This is a genomic window from Moraxella sp. DOX410, from assembly GCF_032248735.1.
Taxonomy (GTDB): Bacteria; Pseudomonadota; Gammaproteobacteria; order Pseudomonadales; family Moraxellaceae; genus Faucicola; species Faucicola tetraodonis.
On the sequence record NZ_CP135138.1, the window covers coordinates 2,052,192 to 2,069,630 of the forward strand.

The following is a 17,439-nucleotide window of genomic DNA, read 5'->3' on the forward strand; positions in this document are numbered from 1 at the left end:
TATTCTATTTATGATGAGCAGAGATATTGGATAACAGCCAATATCTCTGCTGTAAATCGACTAATCTATTGGATTAAGAAACTTTTTTTTCATTTATCCAACGATAAAGCACGGGTAACAGCACCAAAGTTAGTAATGTTGAAGAGATAATCCCGCCAATCACTACGGTTGCCAGTGGCCGTTGAACCTCAGCCCCTGTTCCGGTTGCCAGCGCCATTGGTACAAAACCCAGTGAAGCCACACAAGCTGTCATCAACACTGGTCTTAAGCGCAAAATAGCCCCTTGCCACACGGCTTTATGCACTGGATATTTGTCCCTTAATTCCTTAATAAAGGTCAGCATTACCAGTCCATTGAGGACTGCAACACCAGATAAGGCAATAAAGCCAATTCCAGCTGACATCGATAATGGAATATCCCTTAGCCAAAGGAACAGCACACCACCGGTCAAGGCAAAAGGTACCCCGGTAAAGACCAATAGACTTTCTTTGACATTGTGAAAGACCGCCATCAGTAAAATAAAGATAGTGATTAAAGCCAGTGGAATCACGATTTGCATCCGTGCTTTGGCTGAAGCCAAATTTTCAAACTGACCGCCATATTCTATCCAATAACCACTTGGCAAAGTGTATGCTTTGAGCTGTGTCTGTACATCAGAAACAAAAGACCCTAAATCACGCCCTTCAACATTCGTTGTAACCACAACTCGGCGTTTACCATTTTCTCGACTGACTTGGTTGATTCCTTCAATGGTCGAGACTTGCGCGACATCCGACAATAAAATACTGCCACCATTTGGAAGCTGAATAGGTAACTGGGAAACAGATGCGACACTACGGTCTTGCTCTCCAAGACGGATAACAAAATCAAAACGACGATCGCCTTCTAAAATCTCTCCCACGCTTTGTCCACCAATACTGGTTGCCACAAGGTCTTGAATTGAACGCACACTCAAACCATATTGTGCAGCCAAAGTTTTATTTACCTCGACATTCAGTAATGGCAAACCTGAGGTCTGCTCAACTTTCACGGCACTGCTACCCGATATTTGCTGAATGATTTTGGAGATTTTAGTCGCCTCAGTATTGAGGACATTCATATCATCACCGAAGATTTTCACACCAACATCACTACGCACACCTGAGATCAATTCATTAAATCGGAGTTCAATCGGTTGTGAAAATTCACTATTATTGCCTGGAATCGTGGCTAAATACGTCACCATACGGCCACGTAATTCATCTAAACTTTCTTTAGGATTTGGCCATTCTGAACGAGGCTTTAACATGATATAGCCATCTGAAATATTGGGTGGCATGACATCTGTTGCAACCTCGGCTGTACCCGTTCTGGCAAATACTGCCTTAATTTCAGGGAAACTCTTTAAAAGAAGTTTTTCAGTATTCTTCTGAATACGTAAAGACTCTTCTAAGCCTGTACTTGGTGAACGTAACTGTTGTATCGCAAAGTCTCCTTCACTGAGCTGTGGTGCAAATTCACTGCCGAGTTTGGTACTGATAAATCCCGTAATCACTAATACACACAGTGCAAAAGTCAGCACAACTGCTTTGTATTGATACGAAATATCAAGAGTTTGCTGATATTTAGCTTTTAGCCATAACATCCAACGACTTTCTTTTTCTTGAATATCGCCTTTGACCCACAATGCCACAGCAGCAGGCACAAAGGTGATCGATAAAATAATGGCTGCAACAAGGGCGAGTACCACTGCCAATGCCATCGGATGGAACATTTTTGCTTCCACACCACTTAAAGCAAAAATCGGCAAATACACCACCAAAATAATAAGCTGACCAAAAATAAGAGGACGACGTGCTTGGCGGGCAGCCAGAAAAACTTCCTTAAAGCGTTCACTTTGTGTGAGAGGTCGTTTTAACAGTTGCTGTGTATGGGCTAAACGCCGGATACAGTTTTCGACAATCACCACAGCACCATCGACAATGATGCCGAAATCGAGTGCACCTAAACTCATCAGATTGGCACTGATATTTTTCTGTGCCATCCCGGTTAAGGTAAACAGCATAGAGAGTGGAATGACACAGGCAGTAATCAAGGCAGCACGGATATTCCCTAAAAACAGGAACAGAATGATGATGACCAGGATTGCTCCCTCTACCAAGTTTTTCTGAACGGTTTTAATCGCCTTCTCAACCAAGGTAGTACGGTCGTACACCGTTTCAATCACTACCCCTTTAGGCAAACTATTCTGAATATCTTGAAGCTTGGCATCCACAGCTTTAGAAACAGTCCGGCTATTTCCACCCATCGCCATCATGGCAACCCCTAAAACGGTTTCTTTGCCGTTATAGGTTGCCCCACCGGTTCTTAAATCATGCCCAATAGAGACTTGCGCAATATCACCAACCCGAATTGGGCTGCCATTTGGGCTACCCAGCATGGTGTTCTCAATATCAGAAAGCCCATTGAATGCACCCGGTACACGTACCGTCAGTTGCTGACCATTGTCTTCAATATAACCTGCACCTCGGTTCTCATTATTTTGCGCTAAAGCCTGTTGCAGTTGTTCTAATGAGATATTCAGTTGCTGCATCCGGTTTAAATCGGGAGAGACCACATAGGTTTTTTCAAAACCACCAATACTGTTGACCTCTGCAACTCCCTTAACACGTTGCAGTTGAGGACGCACAATCCAGTCCTGAATCTCACGTAAATCCATCGGCGTGTATGCAGTTCCATCCGGCTTTTTCGCATTCGGATCTGCCTTCAGTACCCATTGATAAATCTCACCGAGACCCGTAGAAACGGGGGACATCGTCGGTGCGATTTGTGCAGGCAACTCAGATTGCGCCTCCTGTACCCGTTGGTTAATCTGCTGACGGGCCCAATAAATATCAGTCCCATCTTTAAAGACAATGGTGACTTGAGAGAGTCCATAACGGGATATGGAACGGGTAAGCTCCAGATTCGGAATGCCAGCCATGGCATTTTCAATGGGATAGGTAATCCGCTGTTCGACTTCAAGCGCAGTAAAACCCTTGGCTTGAGTATTAATCTGGACTTGGGTATTGGTAATATCGGGTACAGCATCAATCGGGAGTTTCTGATAGCTATACACCCCGACCGCAATCCAGGTACAGACAAAGAGCAACACCCAAATCGCATTTTGTATGGAAAACTGAATGATTCGTTCGAATAAACCTTCTGGTTTTGGCAGATCAGAATTAATGTCCATGGCCTGCCTCGTCTTTTTCTAATTCAGACTTTAATAGAAAACTGCCATCCGCAATGTATTTCTGCCCTTCAGTTAATCCAGAAATGACTTCTAGCCATTGCCCATCCTGACTGCTCACGCCCACTTCTATTGGCTGTGCTTTAAGATGAACCAGTCCCTTTTCTTCAGACTCAATCACAAATACCACAGGTTTTCCTTCAACCTGCTGTAAGGCTTTTTTCTGGACTCTTAACGCTGTTTTTGCTTGTGCATCAGTCACAAAAACATTTACCAAAACATTTGGACGCAGTACATCCGCTTGTGTGGTGACTTTGGCACGCACTTGTAAACGTCCAGTTTGTAAATCTGCCTGTGAATTCAGCGTTTGTACTTTTGCTTGGTAATTTTGATCAGAACCATTGGTTTTAAAGTTTAAAATTTGCCCTACTTGAAGGTGAATATTTGAGGTATTTGGTAGATTAAATTCCAACCAAAGGTCTTTTAGATTTTCAATCACAAAAAGCTGATCCGCCAGTTGGACATTTTCACCGACCACAATATCTTTTTTACTGATCACCCCAGAGATCGGTGCTTTAATCAGAAAACGCCCATTGTTATTGCCACTTGCACTTAATGCATTTAAACGTGCTTGTGAGGACTGGACAGTAATCTGCGCTTGACGGTAGGCATTTTCGGCACGCTGGTAATCCTGTTTGGCAGAAATCCCCTGTGACCAGAGTTGCTGTTCGCGCTGGTAATCTTTACGGGCCAAATCCAGATTCACCTGTGCCATACGCAGATTTGCCTGTTGGTCGATCAGTTCAGGCACGATTAGTACAGCCAGCGTTTGTCCTTTTTGCACGCTCTGTCCTAAAGCCACATTGACCTGCTCGATATAACCACTAAAATTAGGCGATATATGCGCTTGTTGATCGGTATTCACCACCAATTTACCTGGCAGGGTTGTCAGCTTTTCAACCAATCCTGTGGATGCAACAGCAACTTTTAAACCTTGTTCAACCATTTGTTGGCTGGTCAGTTGTATTTCGCCTTCTTCAGCATGTCCTTCTTCAGAACTATCTTCATCAGAATGTTCGGCATTTCCCTCATCATAACCACGCCCCTCAGATTCAGTTTTTTTTGAACTTAACCAAATAGCCAGACTGACCAAGACCGTAATCAGAATCAAAACTACAATCATGAGAGACTGGGATATTTTTCCGTTTTGCTTGGCGTTCATTTTATCGTGCTCCCCCATTGATTAAATTTTGCGATGCTTCGACTGCCTTTTTATTCAGTTGTGTATAGGCATCCGAACGGCTAATTTCTTCATAACTTGTGCCAATACTGAGTGCCTCAGCTGCTAGGGCAGTTTGCCAAGCTTGACGTAGAATTTGTAATTGACCCAATCGAAGATTCTGCAGTTGGGTGGTTGCTTGCTGAACGTCGGTAATGGACAGTTTCCCTGCCTGAAACCCTTGTAAAGTACGGCTCTGAACTTTGGTCGCCAAAGTAACTTGTGCTGTTGTGGCATCGAACTGGCTACGTAAACCTTTGAGCTGATGCATGCTGTTGGCAATATCGAGTATTTGTTGCTTCAGCTCACGCTGCTGCTGTTGGTTCAGCAATATTTGCTGTTGCTGGACCATCGGGATCGCATATTGCTGGCGATTGAAAATATTCAGTGGAATAGCCACGCCGATTGCTAAAGTCGTATCGTTGCTTTTATTAGGGGTTTTGCTACGTTTCATGCCTACATTTAAAGTCGGATTGGGACGTGCCTGAATTCTTAAATTTTCAATTTGATGATCCGATTGCTGAATGTTCAAGGCATAGAATTTTTCTAGCCACCCTTCAGCAATATACCGTTGCACAGTTTGGAGACTTTGCTCTGGCCAAGGGATAGCGGTTTTATTCAATTGAAGATGTGAAGATGTTTCTCCCCCCCACAAATTAGACAGCTGACGACCGGCAGCTTGTTTATTCAGCATCGCTTGCTCATAAAGTCGTTGGATTTCTAGCGCTTCAATTTGGGCACGCTCAAAATCAACCAGGGCAATACTGCCTGCCTGATAGCGTTTCTGGGCACTGTCCAGATTGGCTTTACTTGTTTTTAACAGTACTGAATAAACAGACTGCTCAACCTCAGCAAGTACAAATTGCGACCATGCAAATTTAACAATCAGTTGGCTTTGTGCCTTCCATAATTGCTGTTGCAATTGGATTTGTTGATTCGAGGTATTGGCAATCACCTGGTTCAGCTTACGCTGACCAAATAGATCTAGAGGTTGACTAACGCCAACATTGAATTCCTGTTCTTGACCTGAGCCAAAGCCAGACTGTTCTAAACTTATACTTGGATTCTGCCATAACCGACTTTGCTGAATATTCAATTCAGATATTTGCTGAACTTGTTGCCACGGCTTGTCTTGAGTCTGGTAACTTTGTACTTTTGCTAAAGCGGATTCAAAGCTGGTAACGTTTTCAGCATAGCTATATTGCATAGCCGCTGCACATATACAAGCAACCAAGCTATGACGCAAGAGTATAATTGATTGTGAAGACATGATTTTTCCCACTTATTTAAATAACCCCACTCTCAACTTGAAATAAGCAATTCAAACTGAAGTGGGGGATTACCTAACTGTTTGTTGATTACAAAGCAAACGTTATGAGCCAAGATTTTACGCATAAATCTGTGAGACAAATGCCATAAATCTCTCGCTCTCACCTTTTGCATGTTAAATCGCTGTGATAACTGACCAATCACCGTCTCAATATTGCGACGAGCATTTTTAAGGCGATTAAGTACACTGAGTGGTCGTTTATCGGGCATATTGACACACAGGAATGGGAAAGCCATCAATAAAATGAATGTTGTCTTGCCCATGCTATTTAACGATATGCTGTTGTATCATCTTTTTGTAGTAGTCATCTACCATTAGATAGATTTTAATGATAAATTCGTCGATGGGCATGGCTTATCCTCTAATCTTTTTGGTCATTGATTAAAGTTTAAGTTCATGCCTTTTTTGTTTCAATCCCCTCTAAAAGTGTTGAGAGTGGGGTTTAAATAATAAAAGTGGTGGGAATGTTTTAGGCTACCCCACCATGAGCGGGGAAAATTCGGGAGGTGGGCTTTGTTGAAACAGGTCAGGAGCCTGATAGCTGTTTTTCCAATGAAATTGTGGATTCACTTTAACTTCAGAGCTTGGATGAAACACATCTACTTTTTCATTTTGTACAATCACATGCATCATCGATGGTAGATGATCTTGATGATCTTCACCGATTTCTAAATCGCTACTGAATGTTTTTATGTTTTCTGACTGTCCATTATGATCGTGTTGACGACTATCGCTGGCACACAAGGTATTTTGGTGATGACCAAAATGATAACTCTGCTGTGATTGAGGCTGTTGTTCATGGACACAAAAGGCCGCCGCCACATTCCAAAAGCTTTGGAACATGAACAATCCAACCAAGACTGTAATCCATGTAGTAGAACGCATCATCATAACAATCGAAAAATTTGTACCAAGTATAAGGCTTAGAGCCACTCCAAGGTCAAGCTTAATAAATTAAATTAAACATTCAATGAACACTGAATAGCCGGCACTTTTGCAAATTTACCTTGTCTCTATAAGCTCACATCAATTTCAGGTAAGAATAACAATAGATAGTGAACCGTACCGGGTTTGTCGGAGACTTTTTATTTAAGTTAGGCCACCTGACCTAACGGGTTAATCTTATCATTATACATTGCTTCAAACTCAAAAGGCAATTTCCATGAGAGTTTCCCAAACTTTGTGTAACTGCTTATTATAATCCACTAACAGGAGAATAAGCAATGACTAACCAATCTGACATCAAGAAACTGGCTGAGCAAATGGCCAGCAGCATGAAGAGCTTCGATGACATCAAAGACTTTCAAAAGCAGCTCATGCAGTCCTTCATCGACACTGCCCTAGAAGCAGAAATGGAAGAGCATCTCGGCTACCCCAAGCATGAAAAGGCAGACAGGCCTAATAAGCGCAATGGGCACACTAAAAAGAGAGTCCGTAGCGACACAGGCGAGCTTGAGATCTCCACCCCAAGAGACCGCGACAGTAGCTTTGAGCCTGTACTTGTCAGTAACCACCAAACCCTACCACGATGTCGATTTTATTGGTTTTGATGATTTTGATAGCCGCTAATGTTGCTTTAAGTAAGGTTGACGGGGCTTTAAATAAGCGTTTGATACCGTTACCGCGTAATCCCTGCATATTGATGGCATGGTAGGTAAAGTCGTAATGTTGTAGCAACTCATTTTCCATACCGACTAGGGTGCCGAGCCAATGCACTTGGGCACCTGATTGTTGTAACGCTTGAGCCACCGCAATCGCTGGAAACACATGCCCACCCGTGCCTGCTGCCATCATCAGCACGCGCGGTTTTTGCATCGTTGGCTCACTCATCTTATTATCCTTGATCAATCCAATCCAATTTAATCTAGGTGAGGTGGGGATTAGAAAACCCCGTATGACTGACCGTTTATCGGAAAAAACAATCACCATAAAAATGGCAAAATCATAGCATTTTTTTTATACCTTTAAAAGATAAAAGGTTATTTAATAAAAAAACCCTTGAATCACTGTTCAAGGGTTTTTGATAACTTTGTTGCGTGTTTAACTTATTTTAATGACTCACCTAAAATCACACCGCCGTCTTTTTTGGTAATCATCACCGTCGCTGAACGTGGTGTAGTACCACCAGCAATCGCGCCCCATGTGACCCCTGATTGATCTTCGCCTGGATGTTGGATATTGATGAAGAGCGTTTTAAAGTCTGGCGTTAAGGTGATACCTGTTACTTCACAACCTTTTGGACCGACAAAGAAACGTTTGATGTTTTGGTCATTGGCTTGCATACCGACGCGAGTTTTGATACCCGCTGATGTGGTCACTTCTTTACCATCATCGACTTTACCTGGCAGCGCAGCTAGAAGCATACAGTTGGTTCTGCTAGTGTAAGCACCGTCATCGGTTTGAATCCACAATACGCCACGTGGGTCGAAGTATAGACCATCTGGAGAAGACAAATCGTTATTGGCATTTAAACCCGACAGATTTTCTGCGGTTAAATCATTTGGCGCTGCAAATAGGTAAATATCCCAGTTAAAGCTGGTAGCTGTATGGTCGTTATTTTTTTCAGCCCAACGAATGATATGACCGTTGCGATTACCCTTATCGCCAGCGTAGTTACGTGGGTTAGCAGCATTCATGCCATGTTTTGTAGGTGTACGGTTTGAGTTATTGGTCAGTGTTACATACACTTCACCCGTTACTGGGCTTACTGATACCCATTCTGGACGGTCCATTTTGGTTGCACCCAATGCATCACCCGCTAAGCGCGCATGGATTAAAACATCGGCTTGGTCAGCAAAGGCATATTTTGCATTGGCATTGGTTAATGCACCTTGACCGTGCGTTAACGCTTTCCATTCACCTGTACCATCATCTTTAAATACTGCAACGTACAAAGTACCTTTATCTAAGTATTTATCACCTGCTTTTAGACCAGCACCGATATCAGCGTTTGACCATTTTGCGTCTGAGACAAATTTATAAATATATTCACCACGCGCATCGTCACCCATATACATCACAACTGGTTTGCCTTCAACGACAGGTGCATAGGCACAGTTTTCATGCGCAAAACGACCTAGCGCCGTGCGTTTAACTGCCATTGCTGACTGATTAAATGGATCAATTTCAACGATATAACCAAAGGTGTTAAATGCGTTTCGATAGTCTTCTAATGCGCTTGCGCCTGTGGCTGCACTGTTCCAACGTGCAAATTCATCGGTAAATTTTTCATCAGCTTTAGCTGGGGTATGCCATCGGTAACCACCGCCTGTACCATTTTCTGGTAAACCATAACGCACACGAGAACTATCTTCTTTTGCACTGATAATGGCTTTGTCTGCACCACGGGCAAACACGTTCAAGAAGTTCTCTTCGGTGGTTAAGTAAGTACCCCAAGGTGAAAGACCTGCACCACATTGGTTGTTGATACCGCGGGTTTTGGTACCTGTTGGGTCATACTTGGTTTTTAACATATCTGAACCAGCGGCTGGACCCGAAATTTTAATTTCTGAGGCACTGGTATAGCGTTTATTGAACTTTGAATCTTTAACCATTTCATAGCCGATACCATTGGCGCGGCGCTTCATCTCAACAACACTCACACCATGGGCATAGCACTCACGACGTACGTCAGTTGCCTTACGGATATGTTTGAAAATAGCTGGCGCAGTGGTATCTGGATTTGGTGTTGCAAAAGTACCTGCAGGGTTGATGGTCTCATTGGTATATTCGTGATTCATCACCAATAAAGCATTGTTTGACGATTTTGGATCATATTTTTCGCCGTTTTTACCAAAGAACCACATACCGTCATGATTATCACCCATACGATATTGGAAAGATTCACCCGTTTGTTCACGGTTATCCTTCCAATCTTCGATACCGCTCATAAAAGGTGTACCAACGTGTAAGATAGCCTCAGCATTGTAGCCGTCAGCAACCACCATCTCATTACCTGTATAATGAGCCACAGCAGTGAAGTTTAATTGTTTTGGTGTTTTTAAATCGCCAGTAGCGGGTACAGCAGGGCTTGTACCATTACCCGTTGAACCTGTATTACTATCGTTATCGCTACCACAGCCTACGAGCGGCAATGTGCCAAAAAACGCTGCTGCAGTCAGACCTGTACCACCTTTCAACATGGTGCGACGGCTCATACGTTTGGCAACAATTTGGCTAAATTCTGGATTTTTTGATGTGTTAGAGTCTTCTACGAAGTCATGATCAAAATGGTTATGTTGGGTCATGGCGATACCTCCTCAGGCTAATAATTGATAAATTTATGAAATAAGTTAGTAAGCTGTTAGACACACTTATAAAATTATGGAAACAGCGTAGCAAGATTATGTGACAAATGATTGAACGTTAAATGACAGTCTGATTAAATTATTCATAATTAATACAGCTTGCCATACCAATGGTATTACAAGCCTTAAAAATGCATTATTTTTGCATCAGTTATTAAATAATCAAACTAAAAAGAGGATAACAATACTCATAAAGTTATCCTCTTTCTAATGTAAATTAGTTTAATTAATTTGATTTTCAATAAACGCAATAAAATCCTCTGCGATATGCGTGCCGCATTGGTCGTCAATCTCACGCACGCAGGTGGGGCTAGTCACGTTAATCTCTGTGACTTTACCACCAATCACATCGAGTCCGACAAAGTACAAGCCTTTTTGCAGTAGCACAGGCGCCACTTGCTCAGCAACTTGGCGCTCTTGCGCTGACAGTGGCATGGCGACCCCACGACCACCTGCGGCTAGATTACCGCGCGTTTCGCCTTGGCTTGGGATACGCGCCAAACAATAATCCACGGGCTTACCACCGACAATTAAAATGCGTTTATCGCCGTCCTTGATTTCGGGCAAGTATTTTTGCGCCATCACAGGCAAGCTTTCAAGCTGGGTTAGCATCTCAAGGGTTGAGCCGATATTAGGGCTATCGGCGGTCAGACGAAAAATGCCCATTCCCCCCATGCCATCAAGCGGTTTAACGATGACATCTTGATGGGTTTTGATAAAATCACGGATATGGGTTTGTTTGTTGGTGACAATCGTCGGTGTCATCAGCTCAGGGAATTGCGTCGCAAACAGTTTTTCGTTACAGTCACGTACGCTTTCTGGGTTGTTGACCACCAATACACCTGCTCGCTGAGCGTATTCTAGCAAGTACAGGCTATACAAAAACCGCATGTCAAACGGCGGGTCTTTACGCATCAAGATGACGTCAAATGCGCTAGCAGGCTGCGTGGTTTTTTCACCCAGCTCATAAAAATGCGCAGGGTCTTTAAACGTTTTAAGCGGCTGGCTATCAATTTGCAATGCGCCATTATCGAGCCACAAATCGTGAATTTGGCAATAATGCGCCGTGTGACCACGATCTGCAATCGCCCATAGCATCGCAAGCGTGGTATCTTTTTTATAATTAATGGTGTGGATATCGTCCATGACGATCAGAAAATTCAATGGTTTCATTTAGTATCCTTATTAGTATGCTTGTTCAATTGTTATCAATTATTCGTTTTGCTATTAAAACATCGATTCGACCGCGTTGCCATTATTATCGTAGCGCATACCGCTGGTCGGTTGTTCATTGGTAAACCAAAAATGGTATTCAGGATTTCCCGCTTGGCTGTAAACAATCGCTTCTTGGACTACACCCTGACGGAACAATACTTTTTGTTTGATACGGCTATCAGACAATCGATACGTCACCCAACCATGATATAAACCGTTAACCAAATCGGTGCGAAGCTGGGTCACAAAGTTTGGGTAGTACACCACCAAAAATTCATCGAAGTAACCGTTCTTCACAAAGGTGGTAAATTGCTCCCCTTCTGGCATCACGCCATTATAAGGACCATCGGCAATGCCTTGTGGCGCAGCTTGCGGTGATTTTGGCGGCAACATAAGGCTATTTAACGCATCATAAAACGGCTGTTGGTCAGTTGCCACATTGACAATCGCAGGCGGTTTGCTACCCTCTGCCATCAGTTCATTAATACTACTACAACCTGCAAGCGCAAATAATATTGCCGATAAGGTAAGTGCAGTGCCAACACGTAAAAGGTGTGCAGTTATTAGTGTGGTGGGCAAGGCTTTTGTCAACATAGCCGTCCTCTTCAATGGTTAATTAAAAACAATCTATAATTAGCGGGGTTGGGTGATAGCAGCCGCTTATTGAACGCCGTATTGCTCGCGGTAGGCTTGCATTTTGGCAAGTTCCTCCTGCGTGCCATTTTTGGCGACATACTCAGTAATGTCATCCATCGTGACCAAGGCAAGTACCGGTACATTGAGGCTTTGCGCCAATTCTTGAATGGCAGATTGTTCGCTTTGACCTTTTTCTTTACGATCCAGCGCAACGATAATCCCTGCGACTTTGGCCTCTGATTTTTCTAGGAGTGCAACGACTTCGCGCATCGCCGTACCTGCGGTCATCACATCATCAATCACCCAAACTGATTTGCCTTTGAGATCGGCGCCAACCAGCATACCGCCTTCACCGTGGTCTTTGGCTTCTTTACGGTTGTAGCCCCAATCGGCATTGATTTGGTGATTGTTCCACAGTGCTTGCGCGGTCGCCGCCACAAACGGAATACCCTTGTATGCTGCCCCAAAAATCACTAAATCGCTACTTTCGGTAGATTGTAGCTGCTTGGCAAGCGCATCAGCATACCCATTTGCCAACACCGACAATAGCTCACCTGTTGATAACAAACCTGCGTTAAAAAAATACGGGCTTATACGACCTGATTTTAGGGTAAATTCGCCAAATTTTAATACATTGTTTTTGAGTGCCACTTCAATAAAATGCTGGGGAATAAACTGCGGTGCGTGAGCGGCTTGGGTTTGAGAGGATGGGGTTTGAGATGCTTGGGCTTGAGATAATTGCGACATACGCGACTCCAAAAAAGAACAAGTTAAAAAATACTATTAGCCGCCTGTTATCGGGTTTTGCGAGCTAATGGTGATAGTACGTTTGCTGATGGCTGTTTGCTTACCCACTTGCCAGTCGATGGCAATGGCGGCGAGCGCAACATGCGTCGGCTCGATATATAAATCGTCATGCCGGGTCAAAAAATGCAATTGGGTGCGATGCGCCTCGATGTATTGATTGATAGCATCAGCCAAGTCTTGCAAGGTGATTTGGGGGTTGAGTGATTTGCGTGATTTGCATTGGCATAGCAAAAATACACAAAGCATAATATGGTACATTTGTCCCATCAGATACAGTTTGGTTTCGATATTAAGTAGCGCTTGATTATAGGTGGCGTCAGACTGTGTGCTGGGGGCATCGTTGGCTTGATGTGCGCAGGAATTTTGCAATGTCTGCTGTGACAAGGATGTTGTAAGCTTATCCATACTCGCTAAATGCGGGTATCGACCCATAACCTCTTTCATCAGTGAAACACTGCTGTCATTGACGAGCTGTGGCAACAAAGACAGCGGTAAATGCAATGATGGGTGTTTGCTTTGGCTGCTATTTGCCTGCTGTTGCTGCTGCTGGATAAAGTGCCGCATCTCAATGCTTTGCTCAGATAGTAACTGCTCTAGCATGTCAGATTGATGACTTTGCGGAATTTTTTTAAGGGTTTTTGTTGTGCTGCCCTTCATTCGGTATGGCTTGGCAACGTCTTTTCCACTAGCGGTGTTGTTGTTAGTATCCGCCACTGGCAATGAAAGCGGTTTTTGCATATAGACGTCAATGGTATGACGCGCAGGTATGACGCGCTTATCAATCGGGCGACAAGGATCGGGCAGAGCCAATCTTTCTGTTTCTGTCATCACATTGGGATGGCGTAGCTGGTGTTTGTCTTTAGCCACTTGGTTTTTTGCGGCGTGGCGCTCGGTGTTGGAATAAGTCATGGCATACACGGCTATAAAATCACTGATAGGTAAATGCTGAAAAATTTTTGTTGAAGCTTACCACCCATCACTATTCGCCTAAACTCGACAAAATATACTGATAGCCTGACTGCCAATCTGGGTAGTTGAGCCAAGTAGCTGGCAAGTTAGTGATAATGCGTTTGCCCGTTGTTGGCTCCATACAGGGCAGCGATAAGCTCAAGCCCTGTGCAGTCGCCAAATAGTTTAGCACAGTATAGAGCGGGACTGGCGCGTTATCTGTCGCCAAGTAAACTGGCACGGTTTCACCCGCATTGATGACAGTGACAATGATGCTCACCAAGTCTGTATCCATAATACGATTAGTCCATGTGTTACTAGGATAATCGCTAGCCCTATTTGGCGACTGCGCTGCTAACTGTTTTGCCATGGTCAGTAAACGCAGCCGTGACTGCCCATAAATCCCACTTGGGCGAATGATAACGCTCTTATCTTCAAAGTGCTGCTGCAACAACTGCTCAGTCTGCAAAATCACTTGAGACGTTGCACTCGCTGGCGCGAACACAGGGGTATCGATATCAATAACTTCGCCCGCGTTTTGTCCGTAAACGCCTGTTGAAGAAATAAATACCACACGCTTGAGGTCTGGCAGATGGTCACCCAATCGCACCACATGCTCGGCAATCGCATAATAACTGTCACGGTAACCTTGTAGCGACAAGGTATCTGGACTGACAATAATGCAGATTTGGCTAATTTGGCTTGACCATTGACTTAGCTGCGCAACGGCTAACGTGCGCGCATCACTGGCAACAAAATGTAGATTTTTCTGATATAGATTATCACTATCGGGCGGTAGCTTGGGTGTTCTGGGGCTGCAGAAAACCAAATCTGTCGGCGTGGAGCGGCTGACACCAATCACGCAATGCCCCTGCAGCGCTAATTGCTTAGCAACTGGTAAACCAATTTTGCCCAGTCCAATCATTAAAATGGTTTGCATCATGCTATGACCTATCGAGAATGGCATTAAAAAAGCCGACTATTTTTAATCGATGTATGTTTAATGGATGTATTGTTGAAAACGCATCGATAAATCAATGGCTTTGATATGCTTCGTCAACGCACCCATTGAGATAAAATCCACCCCTGTTTCTGCCACTTGGCGTAGATGGGTAAGGCTAATATCACCTGAAGCTTCAAGCTGGCAAGGCTTGCCAAGACTAGCAACCAGCTCGACCGCTTTTTGGGTATCTTCAATGGTAAAATTATCGAGCATGACGACATCAGCATTGGCAGCGATGGCTTGATGCAACTCATCAAAATTTTCTACTTCAACTTCCACTGGCTTATTGGCAATCTGACGCGCCTGACTGACTGCTTGGGCGATACCGCCACACGCCATGATATGGTTTTCTTTTATCAAAAAGGCATCGTATAGCCCGATACGGTGATTATTGCCGCCGCCACATAGCATGGCGTATTTTTGCGCATGGCGTAGCATTGGCAAGGTTTTACGCGTGTCTAACAATTTGGTCGGTAGTTCTGCGATGACCGCCACATGGTTGGCAACCACAGTGGCAGTGGATGATAAAGTCTGTAAAAAATTGAGCGCGGTACGTTCACCCGTCAGTAGCGCCCGGGTGTTACCGATGAGCGTCACCAAAATTTGATTGGCTGCCACAGCATCACCATCTTTGACTGCCCAATCAAGCTGCATGTTGGGGTCAAGCTGGCGAAATACTTCATCCACCCATGCCTTGCCCGCGACTACCATCGGTTCACGACAAATAATCGTTGCCGTATCGCGCTGTGTGTCAGGTATTAACTGGGCATTAATATCCCCAGTCGCGATGTCTTCTTGCAGCGCAAGTGCGACTTGTTTGGCGATTTCAATACGTAGTAGTGAGCTAATGTGCGGCGCGGTGGTCGAGGTGTCACTAATGGTTTGGCTAGCAGCAGGCATGCAAATAATCCCTTATTTTTGATGGGGTATTTTCGATGAAGTATGTTTGATTGTATTATCGCTTATTCTTTGGGGGCTTGGGTAGTAGTTTGTTGATATAAACGCAGGGCAATCAACGCCAAAGCCGCTACAATCGCGGCGAGCACACCCCACAGTGCCCATTTTTTGTAGCGTTCAAATGACGCGTTGGGATTGTTCAATGCCTCGATATTTTGCATTTGTCCTTCAACGGTATTGCCGAGGCTGGTTAGTTGTTGGTTGGAGAGAGTGATATTGGGTTGTTGTAATACACCTGGCTCGTTAATCACCAGTCGGTAAGGCGCTGTGCCTTGTGCTAAAAAGTACATCTCATACATGGGCGTTAACAGATCAACCGGTAAATCGTCTTGCTGCATTTGACCACCCAATTGCAGCGACTTGGTCAATGTGGGTTGCCAACTGACCGTGGTATGGTTTTTATCAATTTGTGAATTGGCTAGAGTTTTATCCTCACTTACATTGGCGGTCTTGTTGATTTTAGCCAATTGATTGGCTTCTTGCTCAGGTACGTTGATGCTCACTTGCCACAGCTGATTTTCGGGGACAAAAAAACTCACCCCTGTGGTCAACATGGGTTGAGCAAGGCTAAGCCGCCATTGGTTGGCGTTATCTTTGGTTTTTGAAAAATTGGCGCGGGTCAAGAAGAAACTTGCCTCACTCACCATGCGATTTAAGCTTGCTGCCTCAAGATTGATAGGCTGATTTGCCACCACTTGCCAATACCGATAATTGGTTTGCTGCGGCTCGATGGCAATAGCATTGCCTGTCGCTATCGGCTGATTGGTACCGTCAGCTTGCGGCGCTACCATTTGGCTATGTTGAGTAGCCTGGCTAGGTTGACCACGTTGGCTAGGGTCAAAGGGGCTGACCACCGTTTGGCTGACCATCTGCCAGCTTTGCAAGTCATCACTGCCATAAATTTGCAGTTGTAGTGGGCGCTTGCTGGGCTGGGCTGAATTCACGGGTAAAAATTTTAGCCAAAGATTGACTGCTTGCGCGGTTGATAAAGTAGATTGATTTTTGGCAAAGTTGGGATTGGTTAACCACCAAGTTCTGACTGGGCTATTGGTAACAGCGGCGACTGGGTTTGAAGGTAAATTACTAAGGTCAATGTTAATCGATTGTTGGTTGTCTGGGTTATCAAGCTGTACGGTCAACGCATGGCGTAATTTTTCCACCGCATTGGGGTTATCCGTCTCCACGCTCACTACTTGCAATACTTGATTGACGGATGATTGTTTACTGACCGGGCGAATCGCCATCGGCATAATATGACCTTTGGCATCAATCAAGCGGTAATTTTGTTTATCGCTAATAGTTGCCCCATTTTGCTGCATGATTAAAGCTAACAAACTGGGCGTTAACGACGAAAATTTTACCAGTTGGGCACTGTTAGGGTTGTCATCTAGGTTTTCGACCGGTAAATCAATATCGATTGCAAAGCTATTTTGCAATGCCTCAAAGCCATAGTTGATACTGTCAGTGTCATGCTCTTGCTCTGAATTGTCAACGATGGCGGGCGCTACCGTGGTCGTGTTGGTTTTTTGCGAAGCAACAGTGATGGATGCCGTTTGCGTGGGATTTTGGGCATCTGCTTGTGTGTAAATGATAGCTATCAACAATAGCGGCGAAAATAAGGTTGCCGATAAAATACAGGCGCGGTGTTTGGCTAATCTTACGTGACAGTGCTTATTGTTTTTCATTTTAGCTTCATTGTTACTTCATTTTAGCTGCATAGCTACTTGATAATTTATGTTGCTTTAT

General features: G+C 44.2%; 13 protein-coding genes and 2 pseudogenes. 1 reads left to right on the top strand and 14 read right to left on the bottom strand.

What is annotated here, in order from left to right:
• Positions 1 to 73 precede the first annotated feature (73 nt).
• From RNZ41_RS09175 to RNZ41_RS09195, 5 genes and pseudogenes are all read right to left on the bottom strand, one after another.
• On the bottom strand, positions 74 to 3,214 hold the full coding sequence (locus RNZ41_RS09175) for an efflux RND transporter permease subunit (RefSeq protein WP_007116547.1): 3,141 nt from the start codon (positions 3,212 to 3,214) through the stop codon (positions 74 to 76).
• Positions 3,204 to 4,433 (bottom strand): efflux RND transporter periplasmic adaptor subunit, encoded by a 1,230-nt coding sequence (locus RNZ41_RS09180; RefSeq protein WP_007116546.1) that lies wholly within the window; start codon positions 4,431 to 4,433, stop codon positions 3,204 to 3,206. Before RNZ41_RS09180 ends, RNZ41_RS09175 begins: the two co-directional genes overlap by 11 nt.
• Before the next feature lies 1 nt (position 4,434).
• A complete protein-coding gene (locus RNZ41_RS09185; protein WP_040403790.1) occupies positions 4,435 to 5,760 on the bottom strand; it encodes a TolC family protein in 1,326 nt (441 codons plus the stop codon).
• A gap of 32 nt (positions 5,761 to 5,792) precedes the next feature.
• A pseudogene (locus tag RNZ41_RS09190) lies at positions 5,793 to 6,032 on the bottom strand (IS982 family transposase); the annotation flags it as partial.
• 262 nt (positions 6,033 to 6,294) lie between these two features.
• On the bottom strand, positions 6,295 to 6,711 hold the full coding sequence (locus RNZ41_RS09195) for a cation efflux protein, CzcI-like (protein WP_227522854.1): 417 nt from the start codon (positions 6,709 to 6,711) through the stop codon (positions 6,295 to 6,297).
• A gap of 332 nt (positions 6,712 to 7,043) precedes the next feature.
• On the opposite strand from RNZ41_RS09195, the pseudogene RNZ41_RS09200 reads away from it, so the two are divergent.
• Positions 7,044 to 7,340 (top strand): annotated as a pseudogene (locus tag RNZ41_RS09200) (transposase); the annotation flags it as partial.
• On the opposite strand, the gene RNZ41_RS09205 reads toward RNZ41_RS09200, so the two are convergent.
• The 9 genes from RNZ41_RS09205 to RNZ41_RS09245 form a co-directional block, all read right to left on the bottom strand.
• Positions 7,324 to 7,749 carry a UDP-N-acetylglucosamine--N-acetylmuramyl-(pentapeptide) pyrophosphoryl-undecaprenol N-acetylglucosamine transferase gene (locus RNZ41_RS09205; RefSeq protein WP_472828386.1) on the bottom strand — a complete coding sequence of 142 codons (426 nt, stop codon included), beginning with the start codon at positions 7,747 to 7,749 and terminating at the stop codon, positions 7,324 to 7,326. The pseudogene RNZ41_RS09200 and the gene RNZ41_RS09205 sit on opposite strands and share 17 nt — an antisense overlap.
• A 116-nt stretch (positions 7,750 to 7,865) precedes the next feature.
• Entirely contained in the window at positions 7,866 to 10,067 is a 2,202-nt protein-coding gene (locus tag RNZ41_RS09210; protein ID WP_314027144.1) for a PhoX family protein, read from the bottom strand.
• Positions 10,068 to 10,349: 282 nt separating this feature from the next.
• Entirely contained in the window at positions 10,350 to 11,300 is a 951-nt protein-coding gene (gene gshB / locus RNZ41_RS09215; protein WP_314027145.1) for a glutathione synthase, read from the bottom strand.
• A gap of 54 nt (positions 11,301 to 11,354) precedes the next feature.
• Entirely contained in the window at positions 11,355 to 11,936 is a 582-nt protein-coding gene (locus tag RNZ41_RS09220) for a toxin-antitoxin system YwqK family antitoxin (protein WP_314027146.1), read from the bottom strand.
• A 66-nt stretch (positions 11,937 to 12,002) separates the two neighbouring features.
• Positions 12,003 to 12,725 (bottom strand): orotate phosphoribosyltransferase, encoded by a 723-nt coding sequence (gene pyrE / locus RNZ41_RS09225; protein ID WP_219331900.1) that lies wholly within the window; start codon positions 12,723 to 12,725, stop codon positions 12,003 to 12,005.
• Between the two features lie 36 nt (positions 12,726 to 12,761).
• Positions 12,762 to 13,694 (bottom strand): hypothetical protein, encoded by a 933-nt coding sequence (locus RNZ41_RS09230; protein ID WP_314027147.1) that lies wholly within the window; start codon positions 13,692 to 13,694, stop codon positions 12,762 to 12,764.
• A 70-nt stretch (positions 13,695 to 13,764) separates the two neighbouring features.
• Complete coding sequence (locus RNZ41_RS09235; protein WP_314027148.1) at positions 13,765 to 14,676, bottom strand: NAD-dependent epimerase/dehydratase family protein; 912 nt, start codon at positions 14,674 to 14,676, stop codon at positions 13,765 to 13,767.
• Positions 14,677 to 14,733: 57 nt separating this feature from the next.
• Entirely contained in the window at positions 14,734 to 15,636 is a 903-nt protein-coding gene (gene nadC / locus RNZ41_RS09240; protein ID WP_314027149.1) for a carboxylating nicotinate-nucleotide diphosphorylase, read from the bottom strand.
• 62 nt (positions 15,637 to 15,698) lie between these two features.
• Positions 15,699 to 17,378, bottom strand: coding sequence for a DUF3999 family protein (locus RNZ41_RS09245; protein WP_314027150.1), 1,680 nt, complete (start codon positions 17,376 to 17,378; stop codon positions 15,699 to 15,701).
• Positions 17,379 to 17,439: the final 61 nt, after the last annotated feature.